This window comes from Paenibacillus sp. HJGM_3, assembly GCF_045062745.1.
In the GTDB taxonomy this organism is placed as follows: domain Bacteria; phylum Bacillota; class Bacilli; order Paenibacillales; family NBRC-103111; genus Paenibacillus_AA.
Window position 1 is genome coordinate 1 of record NZ_JBJGED010000031.1, and the last position, 12,952, is coordinate 12,952.

Below are 12,952 nucleotides of genomic sequence, written 5' to 3' on the forward strand. Positions count from 1 at the left end.
TTGAGAACGCGCCGCTCGTATCGCCATACGCCAACGCTCCATTTGAGAACGCGCCGCTCGTATCGCCATACGCCAACACTCCATTTGAGAACGCGCCGCTCGTATCGCCATACGCCAACGCTCCATTTGAGAACGCGCCGCTCGTATCGCCATACGCCAACGCTCCATTTGAGAACGCACCGCTCGTATCGCCGTACGCCCATGCACCGTTCGAAAACGCGCCGCTCGTATCGCCGTATGCCAACGCTCCATTTGAGAACGCGCCGCTCGTATCGCCATACGCCCATGCCCCATTCGAAAACGCGCCGCTCGTATCGCCGTATGCCAACGCTCCATTTGAGAACGCGCCGCTAGTATCGCCGTACGCCCATGCGCCGTTCGAAAACGCGCCGCTCGTATCGCCATACGCCAACGCACCGTTCGAAAACGCGCCAATGGTCTCGCCATACGCCCATGCACCGTTCGAAAACGCGCCAATGGTCTCGCCATACGCCCATGCACCGTTTGAAAACGCGCCAATGGTCTCGCCATACGCCCATGCACCGTTCGAAAACGCGCCAATGGTGTCGCCATACGCCCATGCACCGTTCGAAAACGCGCCGATGGTCTCGCCATACGCCAACGCACCGTTCGAAAACGCGCCGCTCGTGTCGCCATACGCCAACGCTCCTTTGGTAGCTCCGGCCCATTACTATCCGTATGACAACATGCCGATGGTATCGCCGTACAGCTCGGTGCCCTATGAGAACGCGCCGCTCGTATCGCCGTACACGTACGGACACGCCAAAAGAGACTGCGGATGCCAAGACAATCGTGATACTGGGACGGAGGAGACGGCCACAGTGTCCGTGAATAGCGAAGCCGTCGGCTCCAACGCCAAGAGCGGCTCGCGGAATGCGAAATCGAGCTCCCGCAAGTCGAAAGCAGCGATCGCGAAAGCCAAGCGCAACGGAAACATTCCTTGGACTAGAGTGTAAATTGCAAAATAATCGGAGGTCCCCACAAAGAGTGTTTCGCCATCGCATGCAGCGAACGCTAACCTCACTTTGTGGGGGTCTGGTATAATGGGGAGCCCTTCTGGGAAAGCTAGAAAAAAATTGTAGGACGGAAGGGATTCCCATGAACTTCGCCAATCGGATGAAACAGTTGAAAAAACGTCTTCGCCTGAACCGGCGCTGGCTATCGCTTGGAGCTGTCGTCATCGCAGTCGGGGCAAGCCTAACGGGGTATGCGATCTTCAAGTGGGCAGCGCCGGTCGACGGAGGGCCGGACGAACCGGCCGTAGCCGCCGTTTCTCCCGCAGCCGGACAATCGGACGCAGACGTTGCCGCGCTGGACAAGCTTAGCCAATCAAACGGAACTTGGACGGTGCGCACGATCCGCACGTATGTGTGCGGCGAAGAGATCGAACAGCTCGGCAAGATGTCGGCGCAAGACATTCGCAGCCTTCATACCGAGCATCCGCAGTGGCAAGTCTCGACCGAGGGAGAGACCGTTACCCTGCGCGAGCATATTGAGGATTTGTCGCCGAGATGCAAGGATACGGCTTACTTCGGGTTGGACAGGGCGGGCAACTTGTCCTTGTTCGACGGAGAGCCGTCCGGGGAGAAAGTGATCCGGACCTTTTTCCAGCTGAACATGGGCTTCTTGGAAAGCGCTCTTCCGCACGAAACCGTCAATCAGCTGCGGGAGGGTATACGGGTGACCGATCTGCTGGAATACAACAGCGTTCTGTCTACATTTAGCGACTACGCCGTGGAAGAGTAAATGTAATAAAATAGTGAACGTTGGAACAGACGATTCGATCGATTCGTCTGTTTTTTTGTGCGTGCGATACTTTTTCCCTCCTAGATTTGCTATAATGGCACAAAGAGAACACATACGTTCGCTTTTATGAAGGAGTGGAGCAATGCGAGTACTGGGCATCGATCCGGGGATCGCCATCGTAGGCTTCGGCTTCGTCGACAAGCAGGGGCACAAGCTCGTCCCGGTCCAGTATGGCTGCATCCAGACGAAGGCGAATACCGACCAGGCCGTCCGACTGCAGGAAGTGTACGATTCGATGCTGCAGCTGATCGATACATACAAGCCGGATGCGCTGGCGATTGAGAAACTGTTTTTCAATAAAAACGTAACGACCGCCTTCACGGTGTCGGAAGCGCGCGGCGTGATCCAATTGGCCGCGGTCCAGCGCGGGCTTACGATCGCCGAATATACCCCCTTGCAGGTGAAGCAAGCGATTGTCGGCTACGGCAATGCGGAGAAGAAGCAGGTGCAGGAGATGGTGAAGCTGTTCCTGAAGCTGGCGGCCGTGCCGAAGCCCGACGACGTCGCCGACGCGCTGGCTATCGCCATCTGCCACGCGCACTCGGCTGTCCTACAGCACAAATTGAATGGAGTCTCGAAGCCATGATCGATTTTTTGAGAGGGACCGTCGTACATAGAGAAAATGAATATGCCGTGCTGGACGTGAACGGCGTCGGGTATCGGGTGTTCTGCCCGAACCCGTATGCCTCCTCGACCGACAGCGCAGGACACACGACCTATTACATTCATCATCATGTCCGGGAAGACGCGATCCTGCTGTTCGGCTTCCTCACCCGCGAGGAGCAGGCTCTGTTCCGGAGGCTGATCGAGGTGTCGGGCATCGGCCCCCGCGTGGCGTTGGGCATTCTGTCCGCCGGACGGCCGGAAGCGGTCGTGGCGGCGATCCAGCAGGATAACCTGAACTTCCTGATGAAGCTGCCGGGCATCGGCAAGAAGACCGCGCAGCGCATCGTGCTCGACCTGAAGGATAAGCTCGGTGCGATCCCGGTTCCGGCCGGAGCGATCTCCGTGACCGGTACCGGTCTGGGCGGAGGCCCGCTGTCCGGCGGAGGCGGCACCGGAGAAGGCGGACTTGCCTGGGCCGAGGCGAAGGAAGCGCTCATCGCGCTCGGGTATACCGATGCGGAGGCGGACCGGGCCTGGAGCCGGGTAAAGGAACGGGCGCAGGACGGGGACAAGGCGGAGACGCTGACGAAGCTGGCGCTCCAGGCGCTGTACAGCGGGGTGTAGGCGGTGATTGCCTGCCCCCACGAAGGTTGAAGGAGGACCCCCATGGAAGACCGAATTATCTCGGCGAACTTGATGATGGAAGAAGAGTCGGCGGAGCTGAGCTTGCGCCCGAGATTTTTGGCCGAATACATCGGGCAGTCGCAAGCGAAGGAAAATCTGAAAATCTACATAGAGGCGGCGAAGCTGCGCAAGGAAGCGCTCGATCACGTGCTGCTATACGGGCCGCCCGGACTCGGCAAGACGACGCTCTCCAACATTATCGCCAATGAGCTCGGCGTGAACATCCGCACGACATCGGGTCCGGCGATCGAGCGTCCGGGCGACTTGGCGGCGATCCTGACGAATCTGCAGCAAGGCGATGTGCTGTTCATCGACGAGATCCACCGCCTTCACCGGACGGTGGAGGAAGTGCTGTACCCGGCCATGGAGGATTACGCGCTGGACATTATGATCGGCAAGGGCCCGAGCGCACGGTCCGTCCGGCTCGACCTGCCGGCGTTCACGCTCATCGGCGCGACGACGCGGGCCGGGCTGCTCTCGGCGCCGCTGCGCGACCGGTTCGGTGTCGTGAGCCGGCTCGAGTACTATACGGTCGACGAGCTGAGCTACATCGTGAGCCGCGCGTCCGACATTTTGCAGGTCGGCATCGTGGGCGAAGCGGCTACTGAGATCGGCAAACGCTCGAGAGGGACGCCGCGGATCGCCAACCGGCTGCTGAAGCGGGTGCGCGATTTCGCCCAGGTACGCGGCGATGGAATCATTACGCTCGACATCGCGCAGACGGCGCTCCGGCTCATCCGGGTCGACGACCTCGGTCTCGATGAGATCGACCACAAGATGCTGCGCGCGATTGTGACGAGCTTCCGAGGCGGCCCGGTCGGACTCGATACGATCGCGGCGACGATCGGGGAAGAGAGTCAGACCATCGAAGACGTGTATGAGCCGTATTTGCTCCAGATCGGCTTCCTGCAGCGCACGCCGCGCGGGCGAGTCGTGACGCCGCAGGCGTACCGGCATCTCGGCCTGCCGCTGCCGGCGGGAGATGGGAAGCCGGCGGAGGAGGAAGGTCCTTTTCTGCCCCTGTAGCGATTATTCAGGTTCTAGAAACGACTCACGGAGATGAGGCTGGAAGGAGTGTGAAAGCGATGCGTTTATTCCGCATGAGAAGACATGGAGTCGCCCTTCTGCTCGGACTGAGCTTCACCGCGATGGCGGCGGCGCCGGCCTTTCCTGCGGTCAGCTATGCCGCCGTGCCGCATATGGATACGATTCGCGTGGCCCTGTTCATCGATTCGGGCAAATCCTATCGGGTTGTAGTCCCTGCCGTCACCCTGACGTCCGACCAAGGGCTCGATATCGGCAACCGGCTGCCAGGCGGGGTGACGAATTGGTTTGGCACCGCGCCGGGCGTCACCGTGCGGGCCAGCCTGGACCGGTTCAAGGTCAGCTTGCTGGAAACGCCCGATTATGCGGCCGCCGATGCGCTGGCGAAGGCGCTGCAGGCGACGGAGGACAAGCCGTTCGTGTACAAGCAGACGAAGTCCGGCAAAGTCGTATACCGGGTGTACGCCGGCATGTACGAAAGCCTGCAGGCGGCCACGGACGCCAAGCAGCGGCTCGCCGCGAGCGGCACCGTCGCTCCGCTCCTGCGGGGCGGCGCTCCGGCCGTCGCCGGGCCGCTGCACGGCGCCTCCGGGGCGTTCGCCACCGAGGCGGAGGCGAAGCCGCTGCTCGATACGCTGCTGCAGAGCGGGCTCGACGCGTTCCTCGCCGTGACCGAGCAGGCCGGCAAGCCGGTGTATGCGGTCTGGGTGGGCGAAGCCGCCGATGACGCGCAGCTGGCCGCCGTGAAGCAGCAGGCGGCCCAAGTCGGGGTCGCCCTTCAGACCGCGAATACGGCGCAGCCGTATTTGCTGAAGCGCGAGGAAGTCACCTCCGGGCTTCCGGGTGTGACGGCGGCGCGCGGCGCCGACCATTACACCATGGGCGGCAGCGGCGCCTGCCAGAAGACTTGGGTGACGGGCAAGGACGGCGCACCGGTTCAAGTCGAGGAGCGCAGCAAGCGCAAGTATCGCGGCAGTCTGGAGCTCTCCGAGTTCAGCGGCAGTCTGGCTGTCGTGAACGAAGTGCCGTTCGAGACATACGTCGCGTCCGTCGTCGGGACCGAGATGAACAATGGGTGGCCGGCGGAAGCGCTGAAGGCGCAGGCGGTAGCCGCGCGTACATTCGCGATCAAGCAAGGGCTCAAATACCAGATCGCGCATATCTCCGATTCGACCGTCGATCAGGCGTACTACGGCGTCGGCTCCGAGGGCGGCGCCGTGAACGCGGCCGCTCAGGCAACGGCCGGTGAAGTGATGCTGTCTAAGGGCGTTCCGATCACGCCCTACTTTTACTCCAACGGCGGCGGCATGACGGGCGACGCGGTTGAAGTATGGGGACAAGCAATCGAGTACGTCTCCGTGAAGCCGAGCCCCGACGAGGGCGCGGCGGCTAGCGAGCTCCTGTGGTTCCGGGTGGTTCTGCAGGATGGAACGGCCGGTTATATCCGATCCGATTATGCGAAGGATACCGGGATGAAGTCGGCTGCGGGTCTTCCGATTCTCGAGGCGACCGACTCCGGTGTCGCGATCCGGCCGGCTCCCTACGTGGACAATATCAAGAACGAAGCGATCGCCAAGGTGAACAAGGGCGACCGCATGACAAAGATCGGCCAGGATGTCGAATCGAATGCATTCAACTGGATTCGCGGGCCATATAACGCATCCCAGCTGCTGGAGACGATCAATGGCACCGTTTCGCCGGCTATCACCGGTCCGCTCACCTCGGTTGAGGTAGCCAAGACGGGTCCGTCCGCCCGTGTAACGGAGATGAAGCTGAACGGCAAGTCCGTGACGCTGGCCAAATCGGATAATTTCCGTACCGCGCTGCAAGGCTTGCCGAGTACTCGGTTCCAGGTCGAAGAAACGGCGAAGATGTCCGTTATGGGCGCGGACGGGCAAATCCGGCAGGTGACGCAGCCGCAAGGCACCGTGTATGCGTTGTCCGGATCGGACACAGGCGGAGCGAAGCCGCTCGCTGCGAATAAGGGCAACTGGTATATGATGAACGGGAGCGGACAAATCCGGCTGGCCACCATGGATCCGCAGTTTCGCTTCTCGGGCTACGGATTCGGCCACGGTCTCGGCATGTCCCAGTGGGGCGCCCGCGGCCTGGCACAATCCGGGTATGACTACCGGTATATCCTGCAATACTACTACAATGGAGTTACTATCAGTAAGGACTGAAGACGGTTATGGATGTCAATGCGTTTGATTTCGACTTGCCGGAGCGACTGATCGCTCAGACGCCGCTCGCCGAGCGGACTTCGTCCCGGCTGCTCGCCCTGAACAAGTCGACGGGGCAGATCGAGCATGGGCGCTTCGAACAGTTCGTCGATTATCTCCGTGCGGGCGATACGCTCGTCTTGAACGATACGCGCGTCATTCCTGCCCGGCTGTTCGGGGTGAAGCCCGACACCGGAGCGAAGATCGAGGTGCTGCTGCTGAATCAGCTCGAGGAGGGCCGCTGGGAAGCGCTTGTCCGGCCGGGGAAGCGTATGCACCGCGGGGCGGTCGTCCGCTTCGCCGACGAGTTGTCCGCCGAGGTGGAGGACGAAGGCGAGATGGGGATGCGGACGATCCGTTTCCGCTATTCCGGCATTTTTCAAGAAATATTGGACCGGCTGGGAACGATGCCGCTCCCGCCGTATATTAAGGAACAGCTCGAGGACCGGGAGCGGTATCAGACCGTCTATGCCAAGCATGAAGGGTCGGCCGCCGCGCCGACGGCCGGGTTGCATTTCACGCCGCAATATTTGCAGAAGGTGAAGGCCAAGGGCGTGGAGCTCGCCTATGTGACGCTCCACGTAGGACTCGGCACATTTCGGCCGGTTTCGGCGGAGCGGGTCGAAGAGCATCGGATGCATTCGGAATTTTATCGGCTGGGGCCGGAGACGGCGGCGATCCTGGGTCGCACCCGCGAGGCAGGCGGCCGCATCGTAGCGGTCGGCACCACGTCGGCCCGGACGCTGGAGACGGTCGGGCAGCGGTTCGAAGGCCGCCCGCTCGAAGCGTGCGAAGGCTGGTCGGACATTTTCATCTATCCTGGCTATCGGTTCCGGGTAGTCGATGCGCTGCTCACCAATTTTCATTTGCCGAAGTCGACGCTTGTCATGCTCGTGAGCGCCTTGGCGGGCCGGGACAACGTCATGCGGGCTTACCGGGAAGCGGTGGAGCGGGAGTACCGGTTTTTCAGCTTCGGCGACGCGATGTTTATTTACGATTAAAGTTCGGTTCTAACGGAAGAAAGGGAAACGCAAAGTATGGCCATTACGTATGAAGCTATTAAGACGTGCAAGCAATCCGGCGCACGGCTAGGTCGGGTGCACACGCCCCATGGAGTGATCGAGACGCCGGCGTTCATGCCGGTCGGGACGCAAGCGACGGTGAAGACGATGAGCCCGGAAGAGCTGAAGGAGATGGACGCTCATATTATTCTGAGCAACACGTACCATCTGTTCCTCCGCCCCGGTCATGAGCTCGTCCGCGAGGCGGGCGGCCTGCACCGGTTCATGAACTGGGACCGCCCGATCTTGACCGACAGCGGCGGCTTCCAGGTGTTCAGCTTAAGCGAGCTGCGCAAAATTACGGAAGAAGGCGTGCAGTTTCGCAGCCACCTGAACGGGGACAAGCTGTTCCTATCACCGGAAAAGGCGATGGAGATCCAGAATGCGCTAGGTGCCGACATCATCATGGCATTCGATGAATGTCCGCCTTACCCGGCGGAGTACGACTACGTCAAGCGATCCCTCGAGCGCACGTCCCGCTGGGCGGAGCGATGCCTCGCCGCCCATGCGAGGCCGGAGGAGCAAGGCTTGTTCGCGATCGTGCAGGGCGGCATGTACGCCGATCTGCGCGCCGAGAGCGCGGCCCAGTTGACTTCCCTGGATTTTCCGGGGTATGCTATTGGTGGACTGAGCGTGGGCGAATCGAAGCCTCTTATGTATGAGATGCTGGAATGCACCGTACCGCTCTTGCCCCAGGGCAAGCCCCGCTATCTCATGGGGGTGGGCTCGCCGGACGCATTGGTGGAAGGGGCGATCCGCGGCATTGACATGTTCGACTGCGTGCTGCCGACCCGCATTGCGCGGAACGGGACATGCATGACGAGTCAGGGGCGTCTCGTCGTTCGCAATGCGCAGTATGCCCGCGACTTCGGACCGCTCGATCCGAATTGCGGCTGCTACACGTGCAAGCACTATTCCCGGGCTTACTTGCGTCACTTGATCAAGGCGGACGAGACGTTCGGCATCCGGCTGACGACGTACCACAACTTGTACTTCCTGCTGGACTTGATGCGGCAAGTGAGACAGGCGATCATGGAAGACCGTCTCTTGGACTTCCGGGATGAGTTTTTCGAGCGCTATGGCATGAATGAGAATGACAAAGGGTTTTAAAAGTGAGAGAGGCACCGAATTAAAAGGGAGGAAATCACATGTGGAATTTAGCCGAAGATGCGGCGACGACTACAAGCCCCTATAGCGGCTTGATGACGTTTCTGCCATTCATTCTGATGTTCGCGGTCTTGTACTTCCTGCTGATCCGTCCGCAGCAGAAGCGCTCCAAAGCCCGTACGTCGATGCTGGGTCAACTGAAGAAGGGCGACAAGGTGACGACGATCGGCGGCATGCACGGCACGATCGTGGAGATTACCGACGACATCGTCGTGCTTCGCGTCAACGACGTGACCAAGCTCACGTTCGACCGGTCGGCCATCAACGGGGTAACGACTGCGGCACCAGCTCCAGCTCCGGCCTCTACGCCTACAGAGAGCAAGTAAGATCCGTATACATACGGCGGCATAAGGCCGCGGATGACGAGAACACGTTCCTTGCGGGGAACGTGTTTTTGGGTTGGTGAACATTTATATCCGGCATATTTCACGCGGACAAGCCGGGAAGGACGGGCATTGGCAAATCGCCTTCAGCTCCTTCAGCGTCTTCACGATGATGAACCCGCCCTCGATATCGATAATGCCGTCCGACTTGAACTCGCTCAGCATGCGGTTCACGCTTTCCCGCGTCGCGCCGATGAAATCGGCCAGTTCCGTATTGGTCAGCTTCATCGTCAATCGAATGCCGTCCTTCGTCGCCACTCCGCACGTGTTGCACAACCGAATCAGCGTCGAAGCGAGCGCCCCCGGTTTGCCGAACAGGAGCAGATCACGGAATTTCGACTGGGTCGTCATATGCTGCAGGGCCATCCATCGAGTATAAGCTACGGCAAAGTCTCCGTGCCGATGCAGCAAAATTTCAAGGTCTTTTTCTTGAATGACCCCGAACTCGGCATCTTCGATCGACTCGGCGCTGTAGCCGTACACGCCGCTGCCGGTCATATCGAGTGCGTCGATCAAATCCCCTTGCCGCTGAATCGACAAGTTGATCGTCTTGCCGTCTTCCGTTGTTTTGGTTAATTTAACCCGACCCGATCGCACATAGTAGAGCTTGCCGGTTGCATCGCCTTCCCAGAACAGATACTTGTGGGCTTCCACTTTTTTCGGATACATCAGTCCTTCCAGAAGTTCGCGATGCTCCGGGCTAAAAAACGCATCCGCCCCCCATGGCTGGCCTCCGGTGCAGCCTTCTGCAGCCCTACCTTTCATCTCGATCGCAGTCGTCATCGTGATTACCGTCCTCTCGTTCACTCTTTATACTCTTATCATACTCTCCGGAGGCGATGACTCCCATCGGGAGATCCCCTGAATATCCGACAGGAACTCCCTTATTTATTTGTGAGGAAAATCACTCTCTTCTTTCAGGGAAGCACCCCTAGCCGGGATCCATCGCACATTGAACGAATAGGGAATTCCCTTAGGGAATTCTCATGGTGTTCCCCGAATGCAATCGGGATGCATTCCAGTTACAATAGATGGGGAAGGTTCAACGTCAGAACGCACCGCAAAGGAGGTGAGACGGGATGGACAGCTTCGATGCCCGGCTGGCAAACGAGCTTCAGCGTCTACGCGATGAAACGGGCAGCGATCTGGCCGCCTATGCCGCCCCGGATTCGCCGCAGTCGAAGTGGCGGTGGAAGCGGGCCGTCGGAGAATCCGGCACCCGGCTCCTTCGGCTGACCGTTCAGCCCGGACGCGGTATCGCAGGCGCGGCGCTGCGAACCGGACGAACGATCGTGCTCGACCGGCACCGGAACGCTTCCGACTTGCGCCGAGAAGACGCACCGCTTCTTCTGTCGGAACGGTTGTCCTCCGTCGCAGCCACCCCGGTTATCGTGGATGGAAGTGCTGTAGGCTTGATCTTACTAGGTTCTCGCGCCGTGCGGAGCTATAACGACGCGACGCTTCAATTGCTGGCGGATACGTCGGCTAGGATCGCGACTGCCGCCGCCGCTTTCCATATGCCTTAAAGGAACCTTTTCTTTTGTGATAAGATAGGCTTATCAATAAGTTGGCGGAAAGCGGTGTTCTCTAATGAAACTAATGATTGTAGACGATCATGCTGTCGTCCGGTCCGGCCTGGCCTCGCTCTTGCACGGCAAGCACGGAATCGAGGTTGTGGGCGAAGCGGCGGACGGCGATGAGGGCATCGCCAAGGCGCTTCAACTCCAGCCCGATGTCGTGCTGATGGATTTGAGCATGCCCCATGGGAAAGACGGGATGACCGCCACCGCCGAACTGAAGCAGAAAGCACCCGATATTGCCGTACTCGTCTTGACGATGCACGACGACGACGAATATTTATTCCGGGCGATTCACGCCGGTGCCGCAGGCTATATTTTGAAGAGTGCCCCGCATGACGAATTGGTTTCGGCCATTCGATCCGTTGCGAACGGCAACGCTTATTTGTACCCGACGGCAACGAAGCGGCTGATGAACGAATATTTGGAGCGCCATAAACACGGGGACAACGGCGGCGCATTCGAGACGCTATCTGAACGGGAGAAAGAGATTTTGAGCTGGACGGCCAAAGGCTATTCCAACAAGGAGATCGCCGAACAGCTGATCCTGAGCGTGAAGACCGTCGAAACGCACAAAGCGAACCTCATGGAAAAGCTTGGCCTTAAGACGCGTCCCGACCTTATTAAGTATGCGTTGAAAAAAGGGCTGTTGAATTATGAGTAACGATTTCCCGGCATCTGAATATCCCGAGGTGATCGGTGAGAATGTCATGCAGCTCCTGAATCGGCTTGACGGAGAAGCGATCGATCCGAAACTGCGGGACGAGCTGAAGCATTCGCTAAGACAGCTGGCCAACGTCAAATTCGCCCTGGATGAATCCTCCATTGTCGCTTTGACGGATCGCAAAGGGATTATTCTATATGTGAACGATAAGTTCTGCGAAATATCTCGTTATGCGCGGGCGGAGCTGCTCGGACAGGACCATCGGATCATTAATTCCGGGTATCATGAGAAGAGTTTCATGCGGAACTTGTGGCAGACGATCGCGTCGGGTCGCGTGTGGCAAGGGGATATCAAGAATCTCGCCAAAGACGGTTCGCACTACTGGGTTCGCACGACCATCGTGCCGTTGTTAGACGAACAGGGCAAGCCTTATCAGTATTTGGCAATCCGCAACGATGTTACGCGGCTCAAGGAAGTCGAGGAAGATCTGCAGCAGATGCTCGCCGACATGATGCAAATTCAGGAGGAAGAACGCCGGCGCTTCTCGCGGGAATTGCATGACGGGATCGGGCAAAGCTTGTTCTCGCTGCTCATCAAGGTCGACCGGATTCTGAGCGATGAGCCGAGATCGGACCTGCAGCAGCTCCGGGGCAGCATCTCCAGCGTCATCGAGGAAATTCGGAGTCTTGCCTGGGAACTGCGTCCATCGGTTCTCGACGATCTGGGTGTCGTACCCGCCCTTCGTACGTTTCTGGACAATTTCTCTCAGCATTACGGGATCGGAATCCACTTCGAGAACGAATTGAGCGGCAGGCTCGAGATACAGGCCGAAACCGTCATTTATCGCATTATCCAGGAAGCGCTGACCAATGTGATGAAATATTCGCAAGCCGACGAAGCGTTCGTTCGCATTTTTGACCGAGGGAAGGCGGTTGAGGTGCAGGTGGAGGACCGCGGCCGAGGGTTTTCGCGCGACACGAAAGGGAAAGGCGTAGGGTTGCTCAGCATGGAGGAGAGAGCCAAGTCCGTCGGGGGACAATTGCGGATCCGGTCGGCTCTGAATGAAGGAACGCTCGTAACGCTGATCATACCTAAGAAGAGTCATAAAGATTGATTTCTCAAGGAAATACAAGGAGCGGAAACGCTCCTTTTTTGTTGTGATATTCCTCACATCCGCCATGCGGCATCAGCTATATACTGAAGCCATCAAGGAGATCGAATTTATAAAAGGGAGGAATTACAATGGGATACAAACACATTCTAGTCGCCTATGACGGCTCGGAGCTGGCCCAAAAGGCGCTGGAGCAAGCCGTAAGCCTTATACGCGCGAATCCGGTGACCCAATTGACCGTCCTTCATGCGTTTCATTTACCGAGCATCGTGGTAGGCGCGGCATACTACGCCGGTTCAGCGATTGCCGATAAAGAGTTCTACAAATACGCGGAAGAGACGCTGGGGAAGGCACGCAAGGTCGTTGCAGAACTGCCTTACACAGCGGTGGAAATGCGGGAAGGCTTCCCGATCGACACGATCTTGGAGACCGCTGAGGAGAAGGGCTGTGACTTGATCGTCATGGGAAGCCGGGGACTGAGCGGCTTGAAGGAACTCGTGCTTGGTAGCGTCAGCCATGCCGTCGTGCAAAAAGCGAAAATCCCTGTCTTGATCGTGAAAGGCAGCGGCAATGGCGAACGGGAGTAAAGGTAGTCTTGATAGGAGG

Annotated in this window: 14 protein-coding genes; 13 read left to right on the forward strand and 1 reads right to left on the reverse strand. The window is 58.9% G+C overall.

Annotated features, from left to right (window positions below; translation table 11 throughout):
- The 9 genes from ACI5FR_RS27145 to yajC all read left to right on the forward strand — a co-directional run.
- A partial coding sequence (locus tag ACI5FR_RS27145; protein ID WP_405460333.1) for a hypothetical protein occupies positions 1–977 on the forward strand: 977 nt, incomplete at its 5' end.
- Positions 978–1,119: 142 nt separating this feature from the next.
- A complete protein-coding gene (locus tag ACI5FR_RS27150; protein WP_405460335.1) occupies positions 1,120–1,767 on the forward strand; it encodes a BofC C-terminal domain-containing protein in 648 nt (215 codons plus the stop codon).
- 142 nt (positions 1,768–1,909) lie between these two features.
- Positions 1,910–2,413 carry a crossover junction endodeoxyribonuclease RuvC gene (gene ruvC / locus ACI5FR_RS27155; RefSeq protein WP_405460337.1) on the forward strand — a complete coding sequence of 168 codons (504 nt, stop codon included), beginning with the start codon at positions 1,910–1,912 and terminating at the stop codon, positions 2,411–2,413.
- Positions 2,410–3,057, forward strand: coding sequence for a Holliday junction branch migration protein RuvA (ruvA, locus tag ACI5FR_RS27160; RefSeq protein ID WP_405460339.1), 648 nt, complete (start codon positions 2,410–2,412; stop codon positions 3,055–3,057). The genes ruvC and ruvA overlap by 4 nt, the downstream gene beginning before the upstream one ends.
- 42 nt (positions 3,058–3,099) lie before the next feature.
- Positions 3,100–4,143 (forward strand): Holliday junction branch migration DNA helicase RuvB, encoded by a 1,044-nt coding sequence (gene ruvB, locus ACI5FR_RS27165; protein ID WP_405460341.1) that lies wholly within the window; start codon positions 3,100–3,102, stop codon positions 4,141–4,143.
- 59 nt (positions 4,144–4,202) lie between these two features.
- The gene (locus ACI5FR_RS27170) at positions 4,203–6,344 is read left to right on the forward strand and encodes a SpoIID/LytB domain-containing protein (RefSeq protein WP_405460342.1); all 2,142 of its coding nucleotides are present in this window, start codon (positions 4,203–4,205) and stop codon (positions 6,342–6,344) included.
- Positions 6,345–6,352: 8 nt separating this feature from the next.
- Positions 6,353–7,384, forward strand: coding sequence for a tRNA preQ1(34) S-adenosylmethionine ribosyltransferase-isomerase QueA (queA, locus tag ACI5FR_RS27175; protein ID WP_405460344.1), 1,032 nt, complete (start codon positions 6,353–6,355; stop codon positions 7,382–7,384).
- Positions 7,385–7,420: 36 nt separating this feature from the next.
- Positions 7,421–8,554, forward strand: a complete 1,134-nt coding sequence (gene tgt, locus ACI5FR_RS27180) for a tRNA guanosine(34) transglycosylase Tgt (protein ID WP_405460346.1) — start codon at positions 7,421–7,423, stop codon at positions 8,552–8,554.
- Positions 8,555–8,592: 38 nt separating this feature from the next.
- On the forward strand, positions 8,593–8,937 hold the full coding sequence (gene yajC, locus ACI5FR_RS27185) for a preprotein translocase subunit YajC (RefSeq protein WP_405460349.1): 345 nt from the start codon (positions 8,593–8,595) through the stop codon (positions 8,935–8,937).
- Between the two features lie 84 nt (positions 8,938–9,021).
- On the opposite strand, the gene ACI5FR_RS27190 is transcribed toward yajC, so the two are convergent.
- Positions 9,022–9,801 (reverse strand): Crp/Fnr family transcriptional regulator, encoded by a 780-nt coding sequence (locus ACI5FR_RS27190; RefSeq protein WP_405460351.1) that lies wholly within the window; start codon positions 9,799–9,801, stop codon positions 9,022–9,024.
- 272 nt (positions 9,802–10,073) lie between these two features.
- On the opposite strand from ACI5FR_RS27190, the gene ACI5FR_RS27195 reads away from it, so the two are divergent.
- From ACI5FR_RS27195 to ACI5FR_RS27210, 4 genes are all read left to right on the forward strand, one after another.
- Positions 10,074–10,520 carry a GAF domain-containing protein gene (locus tag ACI5FR_RS27195; protein ID WP_405460353.1) on the forward strand — a complete coding sequence of 149 codons (447 nt, stop codon included), beginning with the start codon at positions 10,074–10,076 and terminating at the stop codon, positions 10,518–10,520.
- 64 nt (positions 10,521–10,584) lie between these two features.
- Positions 10,585–11,235: a response regulator transcription factor gene (locus ACI5FR_RS27200; protein ID WP_405460356.1), complete on the forward strand. Its 651-nt coding sequence runs from the start codon at positions 10,585–10,587 to the stop codon at positions 11,233–11,235.
- Positions 11,228–12,349, forward strand: a complete 1,122-nt coding sequence (locus ACI5FR_RS27205; RefSeq protein WP_405460359.1) for a PAS domain-containing sensor histidine kinase — start codon at positions 11,228–11,230, stop codon at positions 12,347–12,349. Before ACI5FR_RS27200 ends, ACI5FR_RS27205 begins: the two co-directional genes overlap by 8 nt.
- 128 nt (positions 12,350–12,477) lie before the next feature.
- Positions 12,478–12,933, forward strand: a complete 456-nt coding sequence (locus ACI5FR_RS27210) for a universal stress protein (RefSeq protein ID WP_405460360.1) — start codon at positions 12,478–12,480, stop codon at positions 12,931–12,933.
- Positions 12,934–12,952 lie beyond the last annotated feature (19 nt).

What these genes read in the sequence shown, in the direction of transcription:
- ACI5FR_RS27150 (WP_405460335.1), top strand. Translation starts at nt 1,120, where the DNA reads ATGAACTTCGCCAATCGGATGAAACAGTTGAAAAAACGTCTTCGCCTG.
- ruvC (WP_405460337.1), top strand. Translation starts at nt 1,910, where the DNA reads ATGCGAGTACTGGGCATCGATCCGGGGATCGCCATCGTAGGCTTCGGC.
- ruvA (WP_405460339.1), top strand. Translation starts at nt 2,410, where the DNA reads ATGATCGATTTTTTGAGAGGGACCGTCGTACATAGAGAAAATGAATAT.
- ruvB (WP_405460341.1), top strand. Translation starts at nt 3,100, where the DNA reads ATGGAAGACCGAATTATCTCGGCGAACTTGATGATGGAAGAAGAGTCG.
- ACI5FR_RS27170 (WP_405460342.1), top strand. Translation starts at nt 4,203, where the DNA reads ATGCGTTTATTCCGCATGAGAAGACATGGAGTCGCCCTTCTGCTCGGA.
- queA (WP_405460344.1), top strand. Translation starts at nt 6,353, where the DNA reads ATGGATGTCAATGCGTTTGATTTCGACTTGCCGGAGCGACTGATCGCT.
- tgt (WP_405460346.1), top strand. Translation starts at nt 7,421, where the DNA reads ATGGCCATTACGTATGAAGCTATTAAGACGTGCAAGCAATCCGGCGCA.
- yajC (WP_405460349.1), top strand. Translation starts at nt 8,593, where the DNA reads ATGTGGAATTTAGCCGAAGATGCGGCGACGACTACAAGCCCCTATAGC.
- ACI5FR_RS27195 (WP_405460353.1), top strand. Translation starts at nt 10,074, where the DNA reads ATGGACAGCTTCGATGCCCGGCTGGCAAACGAGCTTCAGCGTCTACGC.
- ACI5FR_RS27200 (WP_405460356.1), top strand. Translation starts at nt 10,585, where the DNA reads ATGAAACTAATGATTGTAGACGATCATGCTGTCGTCCGGTCCGGCCTG.
- ACI5FR_RS27205 (WP_405460359.1), top strand. Translation starts at nt 11,228, where the DNA reads ATGAGTAACGATTTCCCGGCATCTGAATATCCCGAGGTGATCGGTGAG.
- ACI5FR_RS27210 (WP_405460360.1), top strand. Translation starts at nt 12,478, where the DNA reads ATGGGATACAAACACATTCTAGTCGCCTATGACGGCTCGGAGCTGGCC.